The sequence below is a fragment of the Roseateles sp. genome (assembly GCF_047654805.1).
GTDB lineage: Bacteria > Pseudomonadota > Gammaproteobacteria > Burkholderiales > Burkholderiaceae_C > Pelomonas.
The window spans coordinates 3,454,969-3,477,820 of sequence record NZ_JASGIV010000001.1 but is presented as its reverse complement, the minus strand read 5'-3'; the positions used below and the strand labels follow the sequence as shown (position 1 = coordinate 3,477,820).

General features: G+C 65.7%; 24 protein-coding genes. 13 read left to right on the top strand and 11 right to left on the bottom strand.

All coding sequences use genetic code 11. From position 1 onward, the window contains the following. The first annotated feature begins 42 nt into the window (after positions 1-42). A complete protein-coding gene (locus QM732_RS15720) occupies positions 43-750 on the top strand; it encodes an ABC transporter ATP-binding protein (RefSeq protein WP_415657046.1) in 708 nt (235 codons plus the stop codon). 64 nt (positions 751-814) lie between these two features. Here the strand turns inward: QM732_RS15720 and QM732_RS15715 are convergent, their stop codons facing one another. Next, a complete protein-coding gene (locus QM732_RS15715) occupies positions 815-1,324 on the bottom strand; it encodes a diguanylate cyclase domain-containing protein (RefSeq protein ID WP_415657045.1) in 510 nt (169 codons plus the stop codon). A 156-nt stretch (positions 1,325-1,480) separates the two neighbouring features. On the opposite strand from QM732_RS15715, the gene QM732_RS15710 reads away from it, so the two are divergent. The 3 genes from QM732_RS15710 to QM732_RS15700 all read left to right on the top strand — a co-directional run bounded on the left by QM732_RS15710 (position 1,481) and on the right by QM732_RS15700 (position 5,137). Continuing rightward, positions 1,481-2,035, top strand: coding sequence for an ECF-type sigma factor (locus tag QM732_RS15710; protein ID WP_415657044.1), 555 nt, complete (start codon positions 1,481-1,483; stop codon positions 2,033-2,035). Then, the gene (locus tag QM732_RS15705; RefSeq protein ID WP_415657043.1) at positions 2,032-4,701 is read left to right on the top strand and encodes a protein kinase domain-containing protein; all 2,670 of its coding nucleotides are present in this window, start codon (positions 2,032-2,034) and stop codon (positions 4,699-4,701) included. The genes QM732_RS15710 and QM732_RS15705 overlap by 4 nt, the downstream gene beginning before the upstream one ends. Before the next feature lie 64 nt (positions 4,702-4,765). Further along, complete coding sequence (locus QM732_RS15700; protein ID WP_415657042.1) at positions 4,766-5,137, top strand: hypothetical protein; 372 nt, start codon at positions 4,766-4,768, stop codon at positions 5,135-5,137. Between the two features lie 19 nt (positions 5,138-5,156). On the opposite strand, the gene QM732_RS15695 is transcribed toward QM732_RS15700, so the two are convergent. After that, positions 5,157-5,984, bottom strand: coding sequence for a hypothetical protein (locus tag QM732_RS15695; RefSeq protein ID WP_415657041.1), 828 nt, complete (start codon positions 5,982-5,984; stop codon positions 5,157-5,159). Positions 5,985-6,076: 92 nt separating this feature from the next. Beyond that, positions 6,077-8,254 (bottom strand): sodium-translocating pyrophosphatase, encoded by a 2,178-nt coding sequence (locus QM732_RS15690; RefSeq protein ID WP_415657040.1) that lies wholly within the window; start codon positions 8,252-8,254, stop codon positions 6,077-6,079. 154 nt (positions 8,255-8,408) lie between these two features. On the opposite strand from QM732_RS15690, the gene ppa reads away from it, so the two are divergent. Next, positions 8,409-8,936, top strand: coding sequence for an inorganic diphosphatase (gene ppa, locus QM732_RS15685; RefSeq protein WP_415657039.1), 528 nt, complete (start codon positions 8,409-8,411; stop codon positions 8,934-8,936). Positions 8,937-8,954: 18 nt separating this feature from the next. Here the strand turns inward: ppa and QM732_RS15680 are convergent, their stop codons facing one another. Beyond that, positions 8,955-10,157 carry a GNAT family N-acetyltransferase gene (locus tag QM732_RS15680; RefSeq protein ID WP_415657038.1) on the bottom strand — a complete coding sequence of 401 codons (1,203 nt, stop codon included), beginning with the start codon at positions 10,155-10,157 and terminating at the stop codon, positions 8,955-8,957. Here QM732_RS15680 and QM732_RS15675 point away from each other — a divergent pair. Further along, positions 10,156-11,823, top strand: a complete 1,668-nt coding sequence (locus tag QM732_RS15675) for an NAD+ synthase (RefSeq protein WP_415657037.1) — start codon at positions 10,156-10,158, stop codon at positions 11,821-11,823. The two genes, QM732_RS15680 and QM732_RS15675, sit on opposite strands and share 2 nt — an antisense overlap. Before the next feature lie 27 nt (positions 11,824-11,850). Beyond that, positions 11,851-12,189, top strand: coding sequence for a P-II family nitrogen regulator (locus tag QM732_RS15670; protein ID WP_268151514.1), 339 nt, complete (start codon positions 11,851-11,853; stop codon positions 12,187-12,189). A gap of 27 nt (positions 12,190-12,216) precedes the next feature. Here QM732_RS15670 and QM732_RS15665 read toward each other — a convergent pair whose 3' ends face one another. From QM732_RS15665 to QM732_RS15640, 6 genes are all read right to left on the bottom strand, one after another. Next, positions 12,217-12,336 carry a DUF2200 family protein gene (locus QM732_RS15665; RefSeq protein WP_415657036.1) on the bottom strand — a complete coding sequence of 40 codons (120 nt, stop codon included), beginning with the start codon at positions 12,334-12,336 and terminating at the stop codon, positions 12,217-12,219. A gap of 268 nt (positions 12,337-12,604) precedes the next feature. Continuing rightward, complete coding sequence (locus tag QM732_RS15660; protein ID WP_415657035.1) at positions 12,605-12,982, bottom strand: diacylglycerol kinase; 378 nt, start codon at positions 12,980-12,982, stop codon at positions 12,605-12,607. Continuing rightward, positions 12,979-13,488 (bottom strand): RDD family protein, encoded by a 510-nt coding sequence (locus QM732_RS15655; RefSeq protein WP_415657034.1) that lies wholly within the window; start codon positions 13,486-13,488, stop codon positions 12,979-12,981. The genes QM732_RS15660 and QM732_RS15655 overlap by 4 nt, the downstream gene beginning before the upstream one ends. Further along, positions 13,485-14,321 (bottom strand): DUF3106 domain-containing protein, encoded by an 837-nt coding sequence (locus QM732_RS15650; RefSeq protein WP_415657033.1) that lies wholly within the window; start codon positions 14,319-14,321, stop codon positions 13,485-13,487. Before QM732_RS15650 ends, QM732_RS15655 begins: the two co-directional genes overlap by 4 nt. Positions 14,322-14,325: 4 nt before the next feature. Next, positions 14,326-14,832, bottom strand: a complete 507-nt coding sequence (locus QM732_RS15645; RefSeq protein ID WP_415657032.1) for a DUF3619 family protein — start codon at positions 14,830-14,832, stop codon at positions 14,326-14,328. After that, positions 14,829-15,395, bottom strand: coding sequence for an RNA polymerase sigma factor (locus QM732_RS15640; RefSeq protein ID WP_415657031.1), 567 nt, complete (start codon positions 15,393-15,395; stop codon positions 14,829-14,831). The genes QM732_RS15645 and QM732_RS15640 overlap by 4 nt, the downstream gene beginning before the upstream one ends. A 228-nt stretch (positions 15,396-15,623) precedes the next feature. Here QM732_RS15640 and QM732_RS15635 point away from each other — a divergent pair, with 228 nt between their 5' ends. The 4 genes from QM732_RS15635 to ltrA all read left to right on the top strand — a co-directional run bounded on the left by QM732_RS15635 (position 15,624) and on the right by ltrA (position 20,986). Beyond that, complete coding sequence (locus tag QM732_RS15635) at positions 15,624-17,411, top strand: acetolactate synthase 3 catalytic subunit (protein ID WP_415657030.1); 1,788 nt, start codon at positions 15,624-15,626, stop codon at positions 17,409-17,411. Between the two features lie 165 nt (positions 17,412-17,576). Continuing rightward, positions 17,577-18,068, top strand: a complete 492-nt coding sequence (gene ilvN, locus QM732_RS15630) for an acetolactate synthase small subunit (RefSeq protein WP_415657029.1) — start codon at positions 17,577-17,579, stop codon at positions 18,066-18,068. Positions 18,069-18,117: 49 nt separating this feature from the next. Beyond that, positions 18,118-19,134, top strand: a complete 1,017-nt coding sequence (gene ilvC / locus QM732_RS15625; protein ID WP_415657028.1) for a ketol-acid reductoisomerase — start codon at positions 18,118-18,120, stop codon at positions 19,132-19,134. Between the two features lie 457 nt (positions 19,135-19,591). Continuing rightward, the gene (gene ltrA, locus QM732_RS15620) at positions 19,592-20,986 is read left to right on the top strand and encodes a group II intron reverse transcriptase/maturase (protein ID WP_415659394.1); all 1,395 of its coding nucleotides are present in this window, start codon (positions 19,592-19,594) and stop codon (positions 20,984-20,986) included. Between the two features lie 213 nt (positions 20,987-21,199). On the opposite strand, the gene QM732_RS15615 is transcribed toward ltrA, so the two are convergent. After that, positions 21,200-21,478 carry a DUF1810 family protein gene (locus QM732_RS15615; RefSeq protein WP_415657027.1) on the bottom strand — a complete coding sequence of 93 codons (279 nt, stop codon included), beginning with the start codon at positions 21,476-21,478 and terminating at the stop codon, positions 21,200-21,202. A 164-nt stretch (positions 21,479-21,642) separates the two neighbouring features. Here QM732_RS15615 and QM732_RS15610 point away from each other — a divergent pair, with 164 nt between their 5' ends. Both QM732_RS15610 and pssA read left to right on the top strand, forming a co-directional pair. Then, positions 21,643-21,876, top strand: coding sequence for a hypothetical protein (locus QM732_RS15610; RefSeq protein WP_415657026.1), 234 nt, complete (start codon positions 21,643-21,645; stop codon positions 21,874-21,876). A gap of 63 nt (positions 21,877-21,939) precedes the next feature. Then, entirely contained in the window at positions 21,940-22,764 is an 825-nt protein-coding gene (pssA, locus tag QM732_RS15605; protein ID WP_415657025.1) for a CDP-diacylglycerol--serine O-phosphatidyltransferase, read from the top strand. Positions 22,765-22,852 lie beyond the last annotated feature (88 nt).

Below are 22,852 nucleotides of genomic sequence, written 5' to 3'. Positions count from 1 at the left end.
GTTGGGGGAACGCGTGGCTTGCCTGCAAGGCGAGGGGCAATCATGACAGGGCGACTCCTCAAGCTGGACAACGTCCACGCCTTCTATGGCAAGAGCCATGTGCTGCACGGCGTGAGCATGGAGGTCAGGCCGGGCGAGATCGTCAGCCTGCTGGGCCGCAACGGCGCTGGCCGCTCGACGACTGTCAAGACCATCATGGGCCAGGTCGATGCCAAGGGCTCGGTGCTCTGGGGCGGGCAGGAGCTGGTGGGTCGCGAGGCCTACGAGATCGCCCACATGGGCCTGGGCTATGTGCCAGAGAACCGGGATATTTTTCCCAAGCTGACGGTGCACCAGAACCTGATGCTGGGCGAAAAGACCAGAAACAAGAATCCGCGCTGGAGCTTCGACGACATGTACCGCATGTTCCCGCGGCTCAAGGAACGTCAGCACACAGAGGCCGGTGTGCTCTCTGGAGGTGAGCAGCAGATGCTTACGCTCTGTCGCACGCTGATGGGTGACCCCGACCTCATCATGATCGACGAACCCACTGAGGGGTTGGCCCCCAAGATCGTCGAGCTGGTGGCCGAATACCTGAAGGCGCTGAAGGAGCGTGGCATCGCCGTGCTGCTGGTCGAGCAGAAGCTGGCCATCGCACTGGAGATCTCTGAGCGCTGCTACGTGATGGGCCATGGCCGCATCGTCTTTGAGGGCAGCCCGGCCGAACTGCGCGCCAATGCCTACATCCGCAAGGAATGGCTGGAGGTGTAGGACGAGGGAGGTCGCAGGTCCCAGCGAACCCCGTGGACTGCCCCGCGTCAGCCTGCCGCAGAGCTCAAGCCCCCTGCTGCATCGCCAGGTTGCGTTGCGCGGTCTGGGTCAGCTCGGTACCCGTGGAGCCCCCTTCCGGGAACACGGCCTGGCCTGCGGCCACTGCCAGGTAGGTTAGCTGACCCTCGAGCTCGTAGGTGCCCGCGAGGGTCTGCCTGAGCCTGAGAGCCACGATCTCGGCGGCCATGTTGCCTGCGCCAGGCAACAGAACCGCGAAGCCTTGCTCCCCGACCTGGATCACCTCATCGGTGCTGCGCACCCTGTTGCGTACACGCAGGCTTGCCATGCGCATGAGCTCTTCTGTCACGTCACCGACCTCGGCGGCTGGCGAGGGCAACGGTTCGAGTTCAATCCACAACATGGCCAACTGCTCACCGGCGCGCCGGCAGCGGGCCAGCCTTCGCGACAGATGGGATGCAAGCTCGGGCAGCGATTCCACCCGCGGCAGCCCCGGCGTGTAGCTGTCGCGGTCGCTGGAGAAGGCATCTTGTGGATTGAGATAGGTGACGGACATGGCTGTTCCAAAAGCATTGGCCACACAGGCCTTCAATTGGTGGAACGGAGCCGCGCGTGCCAACCCGACATTGGGGAAGAAAAAAAGTTCCGAGACACGTGCCGGGACGCGTTTGCCATGTCCGCCCTGCCGGTGATGGCCGTTAGAGTGCGTCCAGTGCAAGAGATCACCCAACTGCTGAGGGCAGCCCAGGCCGGCGACAGGGCCGCGGCGGACCAGGTCGCGGCCAGGCTGTACGCAGACCTGCGGCGACTGGCGGGCAGCCATATGCGCCGCTCTGGGGAGCTCACCCTGCTGGACACCCAGGCCCTGGTGCATGAGGCCTGGATGCGCCTGGACCGCATCCCAGGCGTCGATTTCCCGGACCGTCACCACTTTCTGGCCTATATCGCGCGGGCCATGCGCAGCGTGGTCATCGACCTCGTGCGGGCGCGGCGGGCCGAGCGGCGCGGCGGCGGCGTGCAGGCGCTGACCCTGAACACGATCGTTGCCGAGCTGGCGCCTCAGGACGAGGATCACGTGCTGCGCGTCCACGAGGCGCTGGACGAGTTGGCGGCGCTGGAGCCTCGCCTGGCCCAGGTCGTGGAGATGCGCTACTTCGGCGGCATGCTGGAGCAGGAGATCGCCCAGGCCTTGGGTGTCACCGAGCGCACCGTGCAGCGCGACTGGCAGAAGGCCAGGCTGTTCCTCGCGATGAGCCTGAAGACATGACACCACCGAACAAGGAACGCTGGCTGGCCCTTAGCCCGCTGCTGGATGACCTACTGGACCTGGATGCCGCCGATCGGGCGCTGCACCTGGACGCGCTGGCTGCCCAGGACGCGGCGCTGGCCGCCGAGTTGCGCGCCTTGCTGACGCAGGAGCAAGCGTTGAGCGACGAGGGCTTCCTGGAGCGTCCGGTGGCCGAGGCCCTGCAGCTCGACGAGGGCGTCGTGACGGCGGGCATGGCGATTGGCCCCTACCAGCTGGAGCGCGAGCTTGGCCAGGGTGGCATGGGCAGCGTCTGGACGGCGCAGCGCGCGGACGGCCGCTTCGAGGGCCGCGTGGCGGTGAAGTTCCTGCGTGCCGGGCTGTTCGCCGCGGGTGACGCCGGCCGGTTTGCACGCGAGGGGCAGATCCTTGCGCGCCTGTCCCATCCACATATCGCGCGGCTGCTGGATGCTGGCGTCCAGCAGGGGCAGCCCTATCTGGTGTTGGAGTATGTGGACGGCCAGCCCATCGATGCCTACTGCCGCGAGCAGGGTTTGGATATCGAAGCCCGGGTGCGTCTCTTCCTCGACGTACTGGCCGCCGTCGGCCATGCGCATGCCCACCTCATCCTGCACCGTGACCTCAAGCCCAGCAACATCTTGGTCACCCGCAATGGCGAGGTGAAGCTGCTGGACTTTGGTATTGCCAAGCTGCTGGATGACGCAGGGCAGGGCGCTGCGCATACCGAGCTGACGCAACTGGCAGGCCATGCTTACACGCCGCAGTACGCCGCACCGGAACAGGTGCAGCAGTCGGAAGTGACGACGGCGACCGACGTCTATGCGCTGGGCGTGTTGTTCTACCAGTTGCTGGGCGGCGGTCACCCGACGGCTGCAGACACGCAGATGCGGCTGGATCTGCTCAAAGCCGTCGTCGAGCAGGTGCCGCGCCGGCTTTCGGAAGCGGCACGGCAGGGCGATGACCCCCAGTTGACCCGACAGGCACGCCAACTGCGTGGCGACCTGGACACCATCGTTGCCAAGGCGCTGAAGAAGCAGCCGGCCGAGCGCTACGTCAATGCCCAGGCCTTGGCGGACGATCTGCAGCGCTGGCTGGCCCACGAGCCCATTGGCGCGCGGCCGGACAGCGGACTCTATGTACTGGGACGTTTCGTGAGACGGAACCGCTGGGCCGTGGCGGCCGGTTCCCTCTCTGTGGTCGTGCTGCTGGGACTGACGGCCGTCAGCGTGATCCAGGCGCGACGGGCCGAAGCCGCGGAGCAGCAGGCCCAGGCGCGTCGACTGCAGGCGGAAGATTTGCTGAGCTTCATGTTGGGCGAGTTCGCCGACAAGTTGAGACCCATTGGCCGCCTGGAGCTGTTGGACAGCATCGGCAGCCGCGCGCTCAACCACCTGGCTGCGGACGCACCAGCGCAGGCCGGCGAGCGCCTGAACCGCGCCAAGGCCTTGACAGTCGTAGGCGAAGTCCGCGTCACCCGCCGTGAGCTAGCGGCGGCGCTTGAGCCGCTGAATGCGGCGCGGCAACTGCTGGCCGGCGAGCCACCAGATGCTGGGCTGACGGCGGCCTGGCGCAAGGCGCAGGGTGCGGCAGCCTTCTGGATCGGGCAGGTCCACAGCTTGCAGCGCGAGTTCGGCGCGGCCCAGAAGGCCTGGGAAGACTATCGGGGATTCAGTCAGGCGTGGCTGGTGCAGGCCCCGGAGGACCAAGAGGCCATGATGGAGCTGTCCTACGCGCATACCAACCTGGGTGTCTTGGCGCTGGAGGGGGGGCGACTGGCGGACGCTGCCCGGGCGTTCGAGGAGTCCATCGGCCTGAAGCGCCGCGCCCTGCCTGCCATGCCTGGCGACAAGCGCGACCAGGCGCTGTCCGACCTGGCTGGCAGCCTCAGTTGGCTAGGGCAGGCCAGGTTGTGGCGAGGCGAGTTGGAGCCGGCGTTGGCGACCTTCCGGGAGGCTCTGGACGTGCTGGCGCCCCAGCGTCGCGCCCGGCCGGCAGATGCCCCGGCCGCGAACCGGGAAGCCATTCTGAACCGTTGGCTGGCCGAAACCCTGTCCGCGCTGGGCCGGCCTGCCGAGGCGACCGAAGCCCTGCGCGTGGCGCAGGCCCGGTTTGCCGAACTGATCGCGCGGGATGCGACCAACCGCGTCTGGCCCAGTGAAGCCCTGATCACGCGACTCTTGGCTCTGGAAGTGGCTCCGCCACCTGTGGCGCAGTTGCAGTCGTTGCTGCCCGCGCTGGGACATCAGCTAGATCAGCTTGAGCAGGCCGGCGGCGCTGCCGCAAAGGTGCGCCGTCTGCCCGATCGTGCCCGCTGGGCACTGCTGACACTGACGGCAGCCTCGCCGGCGACCCGAGCGACGGCGCTCGCACAGGTCGAAGAAGTGAGGGGGCGTCTGCGCGAGGCCCTCGCTTCCCGCCCCGGGCAGCTCCGCCTGGCCCGGGCGCTGGCCAAGATCGATGACGCGCTCCTGCGTGGTGCCACCGGTGCTTCTAGGCCGGACCGACGTAGCTGCGAGCTGGTGCGGGCCGACCTGGACCTGTTGCGCGACCTGGTCTCGGCCGACCCGCTGGTGACCGCCGTCTGGCAGGGCGCGGCCGCCTGCGAGCCTGACGGCGTGCGCCGAGATGTGGCGAATTTCCGCGAGAGGCCAGCATCGAGCCCTTGATCGTTGCAGTGCTGCTGGAAACAGCTGTTAGCTTTCGTGGCTGTCGTCACTCAACTTTCCAGCCATGACCACGACCTACTACGTCAAAGCCCAGACCAATGGCCTGTATGCGGCCTGCAGCTATTTCAAGGATCCGCAGGGCAAGGATCCCGTGACGGGCAGTCGACTGGTGATTCAGCCGACGGACTCGGCCTGCGAGATTGCGGAGGCCGACGGCTCCGAACTGGCTTTGCTCGGTGCCGCCTACAAGACCTTGGGCCATGAAGCCGTGATGACTGACCACAACTTCAGCGCTGCCGTGTCCGGTGCGGTCAGCGTGAGCATGCCCACGACGTCGACCGTGACCAAGGGCGTGGTCCTGATTTTCTCCGATCGCGGCACCGTCAAGACCCTCTACCCGAGCGACGACCCAGAGGTCACCAACGGCGAACAGTGACGGCAAGCGAGCGCGGCGCTCAAGCCAGGCGCTGATGGCGCTTGCGCAGGAAATCCGCCGCCAGCCCTACATCGCCACCTACGCGTTCGCCGATGTAAAGCTCCTGGCGACGCTCGGCAATCTGCGCGCGCAGCCGCGCGGCCATGATGTCCAGCGGGCGCATACCGCCCGCTTCGGCCCGTTCGACGGCGATGCGCAGCTCGTGCATCTGCTGGGCTTGCAGCATGGCCGTCTGTGCCTGGACGACGCGGATGCGGCCTTGCACCATGTGCTCGCACAGGCCCAGCCAGGCCCGGACGGCATCGGCGGGACCGCCAATGACCTTCTCAGGCAACTCCCCGGCAGCGAGCAGCAATGCTTCCAACCTTGAGCGGTCGCCGCTGGCATAGGCGTCGTTGACGATCATCATGCGCTGCTCGCAGACTTCGCGTTCCGGACCGGAAGGCGCCAAGTCGGGGTGAAAGCGCATGGCCGCACGCCGGTACAGCGTCTTCAGGCTGGGGGGCGGCAGATCGGTCGTCGGGCCCGTCGGTTCGGGCGGCAGCGGCGTCGCATTCGGCAGGGCGGGGACGTCGGGCCAAGCCTTGGCCCGCGGCGAGGTCGACACCGGGGCTTCCACGCCCTGGCGCCTCAGTGCTTCGGACAACAGCGCCGTGGCCTGGTGCAGCTGGTCCTCCAGCTCATCGAGTTCGCGCATCAGCGGGCCGAGGGCTTCGAGGTAGCGTTGGCGAAAACCCAGCAGCTTGGCGCGAGCTCCGTCGTGGTCGGCCTCTAGCACCGCGAGGTAGCGCTGCAGGTCCTGCAGTTGTTCGCGCCGTCGCGTCAGCTCGTGCCTCGTGATCGCCATGCTCGCCATGGAGCGCAATTCTGCCTGCGCCAGATGCGGAAACGGCCCGGGAAGTCCGACTTCCCGGGCCGTTGAGTACCGGATTTACCCGGTTATGGCTGAGATGCTGCCGAGGCCGGAGCCTCGCTCATGCTGGCAGCAGCGTCGGCCGGTATCGCCGCAGTGGCGCTGGCCTGGGTCGGCGTCGGCGCCTGGCTCCCGGCCGCCATGGGCAGCAATGGCACGATCAACAGCGCCACGATGTTGATGATCTTGATCAGCGGGTTCACGGCTGGGCCGGCGGTGTCCTTGTAGGGGTCCCCCACCGTGTCGCCTGTGACGGCTGCCTTGTGCGCCTCGCTGCCCTTGCGGTGCTCCACGCCCTTGTCATCCTTGAAGCCTTCCTCGATCAGCTTCTTGGCGTTGTCCCATGCGCCTCCGCCCGTGCACATGGAAATGCCCACGAACAGGCCGGTCACGATGGTGCCCATCAGCAAGCCGCCCAGCGCCGCCGGGCCCAGCACCATGCCCACGATGATGGGCGCGGCCACCGGCAGCAGCGACGGCACGATCATTTCCTTGATGGCCGCGGTGGTCAGCATGTCTACGGCGGCGCTGTAGTCCGGCTTGCGTTGGCCGGCCATGATGGCGCCGTCGGCGAATTGCTTGCGCACCTCGACAACCACAGCGCCTGCCGCGCGGCCGACGGCCTCCATCGCCATGGCGCCGAACAGATAGGGAATCAGGCCACCGATGAACAGGCCCAGGATGACGTAGTGGTCCGACAAGTCGAATCGCACGTGCATGCCGCGTGACTCCAGCGCGTGCGTGTAGTCGGCGAACAGCACCAGTGCAGCCAGACCTGCCGAGCCGATGGCATAACCCTTGGTAACGGCCTTGGTGGTGTTGCCCACGGCGTCGAGCGGGTCGGTGACGTCGCGCACGCTATCGGGCAGCTCACTCATCTCCGCGATGCCGCCAGCGTTGTCGGTGATGGGGCCGTAGGCGTCCAGCGCCACGATGATGCCGGCCATGCTCAGCATGGAGGTTGCGGCAACTGCGATGCCGTACAAGCCGGCCATCATGTAGGCCGAATAGATGGCTGCACAGACGAACAGCACCGGCCATGCGGTCGACTTCATCGACACGCCAAGACCGGCGATGACGTTGGTGCCATGGCCGGTGGTGGAGGCCTGCGCCACGTGCTGCACAGGGTGGTACTGGGTGCCGGTGTAGTACTCGGTGATCCAGACCATGGCGGCCGTCAGCACCAGGCCCACGGCACATGCGCCGAACAGGGCCATCGCGTTGGTCGTGGCGCCGCCGGCCAGTTCGATGGTGCCGGGGAACATGGCCCGGGTGACGAAGAAGAAGGCGATCAGGCTCAGCACGCCGGCCACGATCAGGCCCTTGTACAGCGCCGGCATCACGTTCTTCATGCCGGGGCTGGCCTTCACGAAGAAGCAGCCGATGATGGAGGCGATGATGGACACGCCGCCGAGGGCCAGCGGATAGACCACGCCAGCCATGGCGCTGGAACCCGTGACCATCAGCGCACCTAGTGCCATCGCAGCGATCAGCGTGACGGCGTAGGTCTCGAACAGGTCGGCCGCCATGCCGGCGCAGTCGCCGACGTTGTCGCCCACGTTGTCGGCGATGACGGCCGGGTTGCGCGGATCGTCTTCGGGGATGCCAGCCTCCACCTTGCCGACCAGGTCGGCGCCCACGTCGGCGCCTTTGGTGAAGATGCCGCCGCCCAGGCGGGCGAAGATGGAGATCAGGGAGGAGCCGAACGCCAGGCCGAGCATGGGCTTCAGCGCCGCGCTGTCATGCCCGCCGCCGATGGCCAGGTAGAAGCCTCCCACGCCCAGCAGGCCTAGGCCCACCACCAGCATGCCGGTAATGGCGCCGCCCTTGAAGGCCACGTCCAGCGCCGGGCCGATGCCCTTGGAAGCCGCCTGTGCGGTGCGCACGTTGGCGCGCACCGAGATGTTCATGCCGATGAAGCCGCAGATGCCAGAGAGCACCGCACCCACGACGAAGCCGATGGCCGTCGTCCGCCCCAGGCCCGATACCGCGATGGCGATGGCCAGCACGACGCCGACCATGCCGATAGTGCGGTATTGCCGGCCCAGGTAGGCGGCGGCACCCTGCTGGATCGCCGCAGCAATCTCCTGCATGCGGGCATTGCCCGCGTCCTGACTCAGGATCCAGCTTCGTTGAATGAAGCCATAAAGAACGGCCGCGAGGCCACAAGCCAGCGCGAAATACAGCGCCATCTCCGTCGACATGTATTCGTCTCCTCAGGTGCGTGTGATCTTTGTGGGCCCACGCGGGCTGCGGGGGCCTGCGCGGCGGAGCTTAAGGGCGGGCCTCGGCGTGTAAGGGGAGCGTTTACCCATAAAACTAGAATGCGGGTTTTCCTTGACCCCTAGAACGACGACCATGAGCCTGCACAACGTGACCCCCGGCGCCAAGGCGCCCGACGAGTTCAATGTCATCATCGAAATCCCGATGAATGCTGACCCGATCAAGTACGAGGTCGACAAGGAGTCGGGCGCGTTGTTCGTCGACCGCTTCCTGACCACGCCGATGTACTACCCCTGCAACTACGGCTATATCCCCAGGACGCTGGCCGATGACGGGGACCCGGTGGACGTGCTGGTCATCACCCCCTTCGCGCTGACGCCAGGCGTCGTCGTGACCTGCCGCCCGCTAGGCGTGCTGATGATGGACGACGAGGCCGGCGGCGATGCCAAGCTGCTTGCCGTGCCGACTAGCAAGATCCTGCCGATGTACGACCACTGGCAGAAGATCGAGGACGTGAACCCCGCCCGCCGTGCGGCCATCCAGCACTTCTTCGAGCATTACAAGGATCTGGAGAAGGGCAAGTGGGTCAAGGTCAAGGGCTGGGAAGGCGTGGACGCCGCCAAGCGCGAGATCACCGAGGGCATGGCCAACTACAAGGCCTGAACGGTCCCCGCTCCCCACTCAAGACGCCGCATCCGCGGCGTTTCTTGTTTTGAAGGGAACGTGTTCGCCCAGTTCGTCGATGTAGCCCGACATCGCCTCGCCCTCGCGGACCAGGAAATCTCCTACCGCGTCAGCGAAGGACGGGTGGGCAAGCCAGTGGCTTGATGCGGTCGGCGTAGGCATGAGGCCGCGGGCCATCTTGTGCTCGCCCTGGGCGCCACCTTCGAAGCGCTCGTAGCGGTGGGCGATGCACCAGGCCAGCGGCTGGTAGTAGCAGGCGTCGAAGTGCAGGTTGGGGATGTGCTCGGTCGCGCCCCAGTAGCGGCCGAAGGCTGCGCGGCGTTCGGGGTCCAGCGCGATCAGGGAGGCGGCGACGCGCTCACGGCCCTCGCCGGTTCTGCGCAGTGCCGTGAACATCAACCAATGCCCGGGCATGTCGCCGGCCATGCGAGTGAAGAAGTCGCGGCTGAGGTATGGCGTGCTGCGGTGCTCGCGGTAGGTCTGGCAGTAGCAGCGGTAGAAGTAGTCCCAGTCTTCGGGCCCGATGTCGCAGCCGAGTCGGGCTTCGAAGACGATGCCCGCGTCGCGCACACGGCGCTGCTCCTGCTGGATCTTCTTGCGCTTGTCGCGCTGCAGCCGGGCGAGAAAGTCAGTGAAGTCGGCGTCGCCGTCGGCAGTCCAGTGGAACTGCACGCCGCTGCGGGCCATGCAGCCGGCGGCAGCCAGCGCCGCCTGATCAGCATCGTCACCGAACAGCACGTGCAGTGACGAGGCCTCGGTCTCCCGAGTCAGTGCACGCAAGGCCTGGGCCAACATTGCCCGCGCCTGGCCGTCCACGGCCAGCAGCCTGCTGCCCGGCACTGGCGTGAAGGGCACGGCCACCAACAGCTTGGGGTAGTAGCTCAGTCCATGACGGTGGTAGGCCTCGGCCCAGGCCCAATCGAACACGTATTCGCCATAGCTGTGCGACTTCAGCCAAGCCGGGCAGGCCGCCAGCAGCGTGTCGCCGCGCCACAGCGAGACGAACTGCGGTTGCCAGCCGGTGGTCGTGACGGCGCTGCCGCTGGAGTGCAGGGCACGCAGGTAGGCCAGGCGCATGAAGGGCGTGGGTCGAGCCTGGGCGGAGAGCAGGGCATCCCAGTGGCTTTCGGGTAACGCTTCGGGCGAGTCGTCCACCCGAATGACAATGCCGGTCTCGTGATCTGAATTGCTGTCGCCCATGCCCTCGCCCCTGAAGATTGCCCTGGCCCAGATGAACGTCGTCGTCGGTGATCTGGCGGGCAATGCGGACCGCATCATTGCCCAAGCGCGCGCAGCGCACGCGACTGGGGTTGATCTCCTCGTTACGCCCGAGCTGGCACTGTGCGGCTATCCACCCGAGGACTTGCTGCTGCGTCCGGCCTTCCTGGCGGGCTGCGACGAGCAACTGCGCCGCATCGCCACCGAGCTGGCGGGATGCGCGGGGCTGCAGGTTGTCGTCGGCCACCCGTTGGCGCGTGATGATGGCGTCGTGCGCGAGCGAAGCTGGTCGTTGCCACCCTGCCTGAACGCGGCCTCGGTGCTGGTCGGCGGGCGTGTGGCACAGACCTATGCCAAGCGCGAGCTGCCCAATTACCAGGTTTTCGACGAGCGCCGCTACTTCTACTCGGGGCGCGACGCAGGGCTTGGGCCGGTCGTCTTTGACGTGCGTGGTCTCAAGGTCGGCCTGCTGATCTGCGAGGACGCCTGGTTCGACGAGCCGGCCGCCGCCGCCCAAAGCGCAGGCGCCGAGCTGCTCTGCGTCATCAACGCCTCGCCCTTCCACGTTGGCAAGGTCGAGGAGCGGGAGACCCGCATGTCCGAGCGGGCCCGTGCCTCTGGCCTGCCGTTGGTCTATGCCCATCTCGTCGGCGGGCAGGACGAGATGGTCTTCGATGGTGCCTCCTTCGCCGTGCAGGCCGACGGCACGCTGGCCGCGCGGGCGCCGATGTTTGAGGAGGCACTGGCAGTCATCGAGGTCGACGCGGCGCGCCGCTTGAGGGGGTGTGTTGCGGCCGAGCTCGAGATGGAGGCCCAGGTCTGGCAGGCCCTCGTGGTCGGGGTGCGCGATTACCTCGGCAAGAACGGCTTCCCAGGAGCCATCCTGGGCCTGTCCGGTGGCATTGATTCGGCCCTGGTGCTAGCCATCGCCGTGGACGCACTGGGCGCCGACAAGGTCCGGGCGGTGATGATGCCCTCGCCCTACACGGCCGATATCTCCTGGATAGACGCCCGCGACATGGCTGAGCGCCTCAACGTGCGCTATGACGAAATGAGCATCGTGCCCATGTTCGATGCCTTCAACGAGGCATTGGCCGGCGAGTTCCAGGGGCTGCCCCTGGATGCGACCGAGGAGAACATCCAGGCACGCATCCGTGGCACGCTTCTGATGGCACTGTCCAACAAGTTCGGCAGCATCGTGCTCACAACGGGCAACAAGAGCGAGATGGCTACCGGTTATTGCACGCTGTATGGCGATATGGCCGGCGGCTTTGCTGTCATCAAGGACGTGGCCAAGACCCTGGTTTTCCGCCTCGCGCGTTGGCGCAATGCCCAGGGGGGCGAGATCATTCCCGAGCGCATCATCACCCGCCCGCCCTCGGCAGAACTGCGCCCCGATCAGAAGGACGAGGACAGCCTGCCGCCGTATTCGGTGCTAGATGCGATCCTGGCCCGCTACATGGAGCAAGACCAGTCCATCGCCGAAATTGTTGCGGCCGGTTTCAAGCCCGAGGACGTGGAGCGCGTCACCCGGCTGATCAAGATCAACGAATACAAGCGTCGTCAGGCACCGGTGGGTATACGCATCACCCATCGCGGCTTCGGCCGGGACTGGCGTTACCCCATCACGTCGAAATTCCGTGCGTAAACTCGGACCAGTCAACCGGAGCCCGTCATGAAGCAGATCACCGCCATCATCAAACCCTTCAAGCTCGACGAGGTGCGCGAGGCGCTGGCCGAAGTGGGCGCCTCGGGGCTGACGGTCACCGAAGTCAAGGGCTTCGGCCGACAGAAGGGGCATACCGAGCTGTACCGTGGTGCTGAGTACGTCGTCGACTTCCTGCCCAAGGTCAAGGTGGAGGTGGTCGTGAAGGACGACGAGGTCGACCGCTGCATCGATGCCATCCTGAAAGCTGCCAAGACCGGCAAGATCGGCGACGGCAAGATCTTCGTCGTGCCGGTCGAGCAGGTCATCCGCATCCGCACAGGCGAGACGGACGAAGCCGCCGTCTGAAGCCCTTCCAGTGCCGGCCCAGGCCGGTCAGCCGGCGATGGGCGACTTCAGGATGTTCTCCCTCGCCTTTCCCTTGGTCAGTTCATCGACCAGCTGTTTGTTCAAGTAGCGGGTCTTCTGCATCAGCGGGTCGTCGATGTCGTTCACCCGGACGCCGCATACCGTGTTCTGGCCGGATTTCGTGCGGGGGCTTGATCAAAGGATGTCTTGAAGTCGCAGGCCTGCGCGATCCGGCGCTCCAGCCCGTCCTGGTCGCGGCCCGTCGGCATCGGATGAATTGGTCGACATCCTGCCTGGCGCAACCCTTGGCTTCGGCCTTGCGGATGTACAGCGGATACCCCCGCGAATGCCTCGCAAAAAACCGATGCTTGGCCATTGCAGCCCCCGAGGTCTCCGGCAGGGCAGCGGCGTCGTATCAGCGCAGGTGCTGCCAGACGGCTGCGGCCCAGATGCCGCCGGCCAGCACCAGGGCCATTAGCACGGCGGCGCTGGCGATGTCCTTGGCCCGCTTGGACAGCTCGTGCCGTTCGAATGAGACGCGATCCACGACCGCTTCGACGGCGGAGTTCAGCAGCTCGACGATCAGTACCAGCAGCAGCGAGCCCAGCAGCAGCGCAGCCTGCTCCCAGGTCTTGGCGAGCCAGAACGTGAGCGGCGCGGCGATGATGCACAGCCAGGTTTCCTGGCGAAAGGCGCTTTCGCCCGTGTAAGCGGCCTTGAGGCCGGCCCACGAATAGCCGGCGGCGTGGATGATGCGGTCCAGGCCGGTGCGGCCCTTGTGGGGGTTGCTCATGGGCGCTGCGGGAGCTGGGTGATGACACGCGAGCCGCAGATCGCGTCGTGCAGGAATTGTCGCTGCGGATGCAGCCGCGCGATCAGCAGATAGGCGAGCACGCCGGCAACCACGCTGCCGAATATGGCTGCCCCACTGTGCAGGCCTGCCGCCCATGCGCTCACAAGCGCAGGCAGGAACCACAGGTAGGCCAGCAGGTAGCGCAACACCGCGCGGCCCACACCCAGAGGTTGACCGGAGATGTCCACCACGCGCAAGTGCCAAGTCTTCATCGCCAGTGTCTGGCCCGTCCGCGTCCAGAAGCGCACGAAGTACAGGCCGAGCACGATGAAAAGGAAGATGCCTCCGATGGGATCGCGTACTGCATCCACTCGACGCATCAACACGGAGATGACGATGCCGGCGGCAAACAGCACGCCAAAGAGCAGCACGCCCTCGTACAGAAAGGCTGCGAATCGCCGCGCCAGGCCTGGGGGCGCGGCTTCCATCCGGGCGTGCGCCGTCATGGCTGCGGCGTGGAGGCGGGCGGCGCCTTCTTCAGGGGCAGCAGCGTGTGCGGGTCTAGCAGCTTGGGGTCGGATAGCCTGACGGGACCGGTCGTGTGGCCTCGAGGCTGGGCGAGTTCCCGCGTGATGAGCACCGTTGTTGCGCCGGGTTTGGCCTGAACCAGAGTGCTGGTCACCAATGCTGGCGGCATCAGCCGCGGCGGCGTGGGGGCGATGCGGGACTTGGGCTGGGTCGTCGGTGGCACAGCTGCCCTCGCGGGCGCCTCGGCCAGCGCCTGACGGCGGGCCATGGCTTTGTCGGCCAGTGCCTTGCGTTCATCGGCGGGAAGAGCCTGGTAGGCCTCCCAGCGAGCCTGCCTCTGCTCGGGGGTCAACTGCCTGGAAACCTGGAAGCTGATGCGGGCGTTCAGGCGCTCCGATCCGCTCAGAAAGGTCCAGTCGCGGATGCGGTCGTGCACGCGCTTGATCTCTTCACCGGACATCGTCGCCAGTGTCGGGGTGGCACTCAGCCACTTGCTGCGCTGCGTGTCGGAAATCTCGGACCAGTCGCGTTCAAGTGGCGCCAGCAGCACCTGCTGCTTGGCAGTCAGGTCGCTCCAGTTGGCGGGCGGCGTGCTGAGCGCCGAGGGGGGCACTGGCTTGGTCCTCGGGTGCGGCTTGGCGGCGGGTGGCGTGGGCTGCGGGGGCGGTACGACGGCGCTGGCGGCGACCTCAGGCGCTGAGGCCGCTTCCCCTTCCTGCGCAAAAGCAGAAAACCCCGCTGCGCTGAGCAGCAGGGCCACCGAGAGACGGAAGAGGGCGGGCAGCGTCGACGCGGCTCGAATCATGGGCATCCGGTCATTCTTCCGCATCTCGCAAGAATTCCGAGAAGCCCGGGTCAGTGAACGCGGCGGGGGGCAGGCTGTCGCTCAGCAGCGCGGTGTCCACCTCGGCAGCCGCAGCAATCTGCTCGTTCTCCTGGCCTTGCTGCATCAGCAGCAGGCCGGCCAGCAGCAGCAGCACCGGGAATGCAGAGATCAGCATGGCCCAGAGGCCGCCGCTACGACCTTGCTTGCCGCCCATGGGGCCGAACGGCCCGCCCAGCGCCAATGTGGAGCCGTTCTGCACCACGACAGGGCTGGCAGCCATCTGCGGCTTGGCTTTCGCGACAGCACTGGCGCGAGCCTGCGCGGCGCGGGCGAGCGCCTGCTCGCGGGCGAAGCGTAGACGCTCGGTCACGTCGTGGGACAGCGCGTCGCCGCGCTCGGTCAGGCTTGCAGCAACGCGCAGGCTGAAGCGCTTGACACTTGCATCAAGGCGTGCGTCCAGCTCGGCGGACCTGACGGAAAAATTCGGCGACTTCATAGCGTGATCCCCTTGGCCTTGAGCGCTTTCGCCAATGCATGAACCGCTCGGGAGCAGTGCGTCTTCACGCTGCCCTCCGAGCAGCCCATCACGGAGGCGGTCTCGGCTACATCCAGTTCCTCCCAGTAACGCAGCAGGAAGGCTTCGCGTTGACGCGCTGGCAATTGCTCGACTTCCGCCTCGATGCGCTGCAAGATCTGCGCCCGGCTGACTTCGTCGGCCGTGCTCGCAGCGCCTAGGGCGCCGTCCCGGGTTTCCAGGATCTCAAGCAGATCGAAATCACCGTCACCGTCGCCGCCCTCGAAGTCCGACATGTTCGTCATGACGGCATTGCGGGTCTTCTGGCGACGGAAATGATCCATCGTCGCGTTCGACAGGATGCGCTGGAACAGCAGGGGAAGCTCTGCTGCTGGGCGATCGAAATAGTTCTCGGCCAGCTTGATCATGGCGTCCTGCACGATGTCCAGCGCGGCATCGTCATCGCGAACAAGGTAGGCCGTGCGCTTGAAGGCGCGACGGTCCACAGTGCGCAGGAAATCGTTGAGTTCTTTGTCGGTGGCCAAGGCGGAAGGCGGATCCGGGCTGCAACGCGGATTATGGCATTCGCCTGATACGAAGGCTCAGGCGATTTTGCTCGGCATAATACCGGTTCGCACAAAGAGTCAATGCTCTCTCCGTGGCCGCCCGACTGGGGCCCACCGGTTGACTGCGCAGGTTCCGAATCCGCCTCACGAGGGCGAGAAGAGGAGCACCAATGGTTTTTCGTTAGAGAAATTCACAGAGGTTCGAAAATGGACATGTCTGCCGCGGAAATCAAGCGCGCCGCCCTGGCGCGGCCGCAATCCTCCCCCTCCAATTCCCCCACCGCGGAGCTCAACGGCTCCGAGATCCTCGTTCGCTGCCTGCAGGCCGAAGGGGTGCGCCACCTCTGGGGCTATCCCGGCGGCGCGGTGCTCTACATCTACGACGCCCTGTACAAGCAGGAGAGCATCCAGCATGTGCTGGTGCGCCATGAGCAGGCCGCCGTTCACGCTGCCGACGGCTTCGCCCGTGCAACCGGCGAGGTCGGGGTGGCGCTGGTCACCTCGGGCCCCGGCGTGACGAATGCCATCACCGGCATCGCGACCGCCTACATGGACTCGATCCCGATGGTCATCATCACGGGTCAGGTTCCCACGCCAGCGATCGGCCTGGATGCGTTCCAGGAATGCGACACGGTCGGCATCACCCGCCCCATCGTCAAGCACAACTTCCTCGTCAAGGATGTGCGCGACCTGGCGTTGACGCTGAAGAAGGCCTTCCACATCGCCCGCACCGGCCGTCCCGGGCCGGTCGTGGTAGACATCCCCAAGGATGTGTCGTTGGCCAAGACGACCTTCAGCTACCCGGAGCGCATTGAGATGCGCTCCTACAACCCGGTCAAGAAGGGGCACAGCGGCCAGATCCGCAAGGCCGTGCAACTGCTGCTGCAGGCCAAGCGGCCCTACATCTACACCGGCGGTGGTGTCATCCTCGGCGAAGCCGCGGCTGAACTGCGTCAACTGGTTGACCTGCTGGGCTTCCCCTGCACCAATACGCTGATGGGCCTGGGTGCGATGCCCGGTACCGATCCGCGCTTCCTGGGCATGCTGGGCATGCACGGCACCTACGAGGCCAACATGACCATGCAGCACTGCGACGTGCTGCTGGCCGTGGGTGCACGTTTTGACGACCGTGTCATTGGCAACCCTAGGCACTTTGCCCAGGTGGAGCGCAAGATCATCCACGTGGACATCGACCCCTCGTCGATCTCCAAGCGTGTGCGCGTTGATATCCCCATCGTGGGCGACGTGAAGGACGTGCTGCAGGAGCTGATCGCCCAGCTGAAGGAGGCCCAGTCCAAGCCCGATGTGAATGCCGTCAACGCATGGTGGAGCCAGATCAACGAATGGCGCCGCCGCGACTGCCTGGTCTACAAGGACTCCGACGAGGTCATCAAGCCGCAGATGGTCGTCGACAAGCTCTGGCAGCTGACTCGTGGGCGCGATACCTACATCACGTCCGACGTCGGCCAGCACCAGATGTGGGCTGCGCAGTACTACAAGTTCGACGAGCCGCGCCGCTGGATCAACTCCGGCGGCCTGGGCACCATGGGCGTGGGGCTGCCCTATGCGATGGGCATCAAGCTGGCGAAGCCGGAGGCGGACGTGTTCTGCATTACTGGCGAAGGCAGCATTCAGATGTGCATCCAGGAGCTGTCGACCTGCTTCCAGTACAAGACGCCGGTCAAGATAGTCTCGCTGAACAACCGTTACCTGGGCATGGTGCGCCAGTGGCAGGAGCTCGACTACGAGGGCCGCTACTCGCACAGCTACATGGATGCTCTGCCCAACTTCGTGAAGTTGGCCGAAGCCTATGGCCACGTCGGCATCCTGGTCGAGAAGCCGGGTGACGTGGAAGGCGCGCTGAAGGAAGCTATGCGCCTGAAGGATCGCACCGTGTTCCTCGATATCCGTACCGATCCAACCGAGAACGTCTGGCCGATGGTCAAGGCGGGCAAGGGCATTTCGGAAATGCTGCTGGGCTCGGAAGACCTGTAGTCGGCTGAAGCCGCAGGCTTTGGTGCACGTTACCGCGCGCATCGAGGCCGACGGCGGAAGGCGAATGCAGCCGAAAACGGTAGTTTCTCTTCAACGATTCGAACCCGCTGCCAAGGTGTCGTGGTTACCGCCACGGCCACTGAAGAGCGCGAAGGACGACATCTCATGAAACACATCATTGCATTGCTCATCGAGAACGAGCCCGGCGCACTGTCGCGCGTCGTGGCCCTGTTCTCCGCCCGGGGCTACAACATCGAGAGCCTGACCGTGGCGCCGACGGAAGACGCGTCGCTGTCGCGCATGACCATCGTGACCACCGGATCCGATGAAGTAATCGAGCAGATCACCAAGCACCTCAACCGCCTCATCGAGGTCGTCAAGGTCGTGGATCTGACTGAGGGCAACTACACCGAGCGCGAGCTGATGCTCATCAAGGTCCGAGCCGTCGGCAAGGAGCGCGAGGAGATCAAGCGCACCGCAGACATCTTCCGCGGCCGCGTCATCGACGTGACCGAGAAGACCTACACGATCGAGCTGACCGGCGATGCCGGCAAGCTCGACGCCTTCATCGATGCGATCGACCGCGCCGCCATCCTTGAAACCGTCCGCACGGGCGCCAGCGGAATCGGCCGCGGCGAGCGCATCCTGCGCGTCTGATCCGTCTTCACACCCCCCAACACACAGTTTTTTCCTGGAGCGACCCATCATGAACGTCTACTACGACAAGGACGCCGATCTCAGCCTGATCAAGGGCAAGAACGTCACCATCATCGGCTACGGCTCACAAGGCCACGCCCACGCGCAGAACCTGAATGACAGCGGCTGCAAGGTCACCGTCGCGCTTCGTCGCGGCGGCGCATCCTGGTCCAAGGCCGAAGGCGCAGGCCTGAAGGTCGCCGAGATCGCCGAGGCCGTGAAGGCGGCCGACGTGGTCATGATCCTGCTGCCCGACGAGCAGATCGCCGACGTCTACAAGAAGGAAGTTGAGCCCAACATCAAGAACGGCGCCTCGCTGGCGTTCGCTCACGGCTTCAACGTGCACTACGGCCAGGTCCAGCCGCGCGAGGACCTGGACGTCTGGATGGTGGCCCCCAAGGCACCGGGTCACACGGTGCGCAACACCTACAAGCAGGGTGGCGGCGTGCCCCACCTGATCGCCGTCTATGCCGACAAGACCGGCAAGGCGCGCGATCTGGCGCTGAGCTATGCCGCGGCCAACGGCGGCGGCAAGGCCGGCATCATCCAGACTTCGTTCCGTGAAGAGACCGAGACCGACCTGTTCGGCGAGCAGGCCGTGCTGTGTGGCGGCGCCGTCGAGCTGATCAAGGCTGGCTTCGAGACGCTGACGGAGGCTGGCTACGCCCCCGAGATGGCCTACTTCGAGTGCCTGCACGAGCTCAAGCTCATCGTGGATCTGATCTACGAAGGCGGCATCGCGAACATGAACTACTCGATCTCGAACAACGCCGAGTACGGCGAGTACGTGACCGGTCCGCGTGTCGTCACCGAAGATACCAAGAACGCGATGCGTCAGTGCCTGAAGGACATCCAGACCGGCGAGTACGCAAAGAGCTTCATCCTGGAAAACAAGGCCGGCGCGCCGACGCTGATCAGCCGCCGCCGCCTGACCGCCGAGCATCCCATCGAGCAGGTCGGTGAGAAGCTGCGCGAAATGATGCCCTGGATCAAGGCCAACAAGCTGGTCGACAAGGCGAAGAACTGATTGGCGCAAGCCGAACAGCAGAAGGCCGGCGCCGTGAGGGGCCGGCCTTTTCTTCAGTGCGCCCAGCATGGGCGCACTCCTACGGGTGCAAGTCCCGTCGTAAGTTGATCACGACGAACGAAGCGAAGCGCAACTGCGTGAGGGCGACCGAGCGTGGGAAGGAAGCGTGGAGCGCAAACCGCGAGCCGATGAACAAGAACCGCATAGAAGGCGCTGCCGAGCAGGGCGAGCGGGCTGAAAACCGCGAAGCTCTCGTGATCAAGGCGAGGCGGCGTAGATGCGGCGGTTGTGCGGTGAAGGAGCGCGTGCCTTACCTGGGGACGCCTCGCCTTATGGCTGAAAGGCCGACGGCGCTGCCGGAGCGAGGTCTCAGCAGAGGTCGTAGTAGCTGGGTAGCGGGGCCGCCGAGGCCGCCAGCGAGAGGCGAAGGACCGAACGGGAGTGAGTGACCAAGGACGTGGGAATGCCAAAGGCCATGCGTCAGATGCCGGCAGCGTCCGGGCGGGTAGGCGTAGCGCACGGTGAAGCCGGGCGTGATCCTGCCAGTGACGAAGCCTGCGGCCCGTCCCATGAACACCAGGGCACAGGGTCGGCAAAGCAGACGGTGGGGGCTGGCACCCTGCTGGAAGCGGCGCTGACGAGAGAGAACCTGCAAGCGGCCTGGAAGCGGGTCAAGGCCAACAAGGGCGCAGCGGGCGTGGACGGGCTCGACATTGAGCACACCCAGCGCCTGCTGCAAACGAAGTGGCCGCAGATCCGCCAAGAGCTGCTGGCGGGGCGATACCGGCCATCGCCGGTACGGCGGGTGATGATCCCCAAACCGGACGGCAGCCAGCGCGAGCTGGGCATCCCGACGGTGACGGACCGGTTGATCCAGCAGGCACTGCTGCAAGTGCTGCAACCGCTGATCGACCCCAGCTTCAGCGACCACAGCCACGGGTTCCGCCCGGGCCGGCGAGCGCACGACGCGGTGACGCCGGGCACGCGGGCGTATGTCCAGTCCGGCAAGCGCGTGGTGGTGGACGTAGACCTGGCGAAGTTCTTCGACCGGGTGAACCACGACATCCTGATGGACCGGCTCAAGAAACGCATCCCGGATATGGCCGTGCTGCGGCTCATCCGCGCGTACCTGAACGCCGGGATCATGGAGGGCGGGGTCAAGGTGGATCGAGACCAGGGCACGCCGCAAGGCGGGCCACTGAGTCCGCTGCTGGCCAATGTGCTGCTCGACGAGGTGGACAAGGCACTGGAGGCGCGGGGCTACAGCTTCGCGCGCTATGCCGACGACGCCAACGTCTATGTGGGCAGCGTGAAGGCCGGCGAGCGGGTGATGGCGTGGCTCAGGAAGCTGTACGGCAAGCTGAAGCTTCAGATCAACGAAGCCAAGAGCGCGGTCTGCAGCGTCTTCGGACGCAAATTCCTGGGCTACACGCTGTGGGTGGCTAAGGGGCGCGAGGTGAAATGCAAAGTGGTTCACAAGGCCCTGAACAACTTCAAAGCGCGCATCCGGCAACTCACCGGCCGCTCAGGCGGGCGCAGCATGGCGCAGGTGGTGCAAGGGCTGCGGCCCTATCTACTGGGTTGGAAGGCGTACTTCGGGATGGCGCAAACACCAACCGTCTGGCGCGAGCTGGACGAATGGCTACGCCACCGGCTGAGGGCCCTACAGCTTAAGCACTGGAAACGCGGAACGACTATGTATCGGGAACTGCTGGCGCTGGGCGCCCGCGCTGATGTTGCTCACCGTGTAGCGGCCAACAGCCGACGCTGGTGGCGTAACAGCGCAAAGGGACTCAATGCGGTCCTGGACATTGCGTCGTTCGACCGACTTGGCCTGCCCCGACTCTCCTGACCTCAAGCTCTCGAACCGCCTGGTGCGGACCCGCATGCCAGGTGGTGTGGCAGGGGCGCCTCCTCAAGGAGGCCCCCTATGCCGATTTCAAAGCAGTGGAGCCAGCGTTGTCGCGTCCGGCCTGCCGCCGCACAAGCGTTGCAGTGCCTGGTGGAAGAGGCTGGCCGGCGAAGTAGATACCGCATCGAAGATGCGTCGGGCAAGAACAGAACTTCAGCGCATCGACGTCGCCCAGGACGCTGGCCGCTGGGCGGTCTTGGTGCGTGAGCACGACCCGCGCGCTCGCGCAGCCATCCACCCGCAGCGAATGGGCGGGCAGGCCTCGGCCTTCGCGCGACCGGCAATCCCGTAGGCCTGGGCCATCGGGCTGCGCCCCAGGCCGCGCAACTGCGGCAGCACGTACCAGATCCAGTGGCCGGTCTTGCGGCCAGCCCTGAGCTCGGCCAGGGCGCGGGCGTAGAGGCCATCCGCGGCCAGGAGGCAGCGGCCCAACGGATCTGTGCTCGTGGCTGGTGATTGGAGCGCAGCGCATCGACAGCCGCTTCGGGCAGCCACAGTAGCGTGTTGAGGTAGGTGTCCAGGCAGTCGACCAGTTCGGCACGCGGGCCTTGGTGCCAGGCGGCGGAGCCGTAGAACGCGTCCTGCTGCGCGGCCAGTTGCTCGCGGCCTTCGAAGGCGCGAATCAGGAAGAAGCTCTCGTGCTCGTGATCCGAGCGGCCAAAGGCAACGATATCCATGCCGCTGGCGTGCACCAGCGGCAGAGCCGCCTGGACAGCGGCGATGAAGCGCTTGGCACAGCCGGGCTTGAGGCGGTAGGTGCGAACTTCGACGAGCTTCATGGCGGCCTCCTTGTCGCATTCATGTCGCGTTCAACGATGCTAGGCGCGTGATTCGCCGGGAGGTGTCAGCAATCAGGCGGCGTCGCCGCAAGGCGCTGAGCTATCCTGCCGCCCATGACTCCTGAGCCCTCCGAGGACGACGAGCCCAGCCTCGCCGTCCGCCCCCGCCGCAAAGGCATTTACGCGCTGCCCAACGCCATCACGCTGGGCGCGCTCTTCAGCGCCTTCTACGCCATCGTCATGGCCATGAATGGTCGCTTCGAGGTGGCCTGCGTGGCCATCTTCGCTGCTGCCATCCTCGACAGCCTGGACGGCCGCGTCGCGCGCATGACCAATACGCAGTCGGCTTTTGGCGAGCAGATGGACAGTCTGTCCGACATGGTGGCCTTCGGCGCCGCTCCAGCCCTCATCGTCTATATGTGGGCGCTGAAGGACATGGGAAAGCCAGGCTGGATCCCGGCCTTTGTCTATATCGCGGGCGCTGCGCTTCGCCTGGCGCGTTTCAACGTCAACATCGGCGTCGTCGACAAGCGTTTCTTCCAGGGCTTGCCCAGCCCGGCTGCGGCGGCGTTGGTGATCGGTTTCATCTGGGCCGTGGTGGATCAGGCGGCCTACACCGGCGTGCAGCCCGGCAGTTGGGTGGCCTGGGCGGCCTACGGCGTGACGCTGTTCGCCGGCCTTTCGATGGTGACGAATGCTCCGTTCTACAGCTTCAAAGTCTTTGACAGGAGGCGCTCCGTGCCCTTCGTCGTGCTGGTTGTCATCATGCTCGGCATCGGCCTGGCGGCACTCGACCCGTCGCGCGTTCTCTTCGGTGCCTTCTGCGTCTACGGCCTGTCGGGCTACGTCATCTATGCGTGGCGCAAGGCCAAGGGCAAGCCCGTCAGCGTCATCTCCACGAGTACCGACGAGCCGGACGAACGAGGCTTGCATCAATAGCCTTTCGTGCTAGATTCCTGCCCCATGAGCCGCGCCACGCGAATTAGCCTGCTACTAGCCCTAGAGGAACCACGGGTTCGCTAGTCAG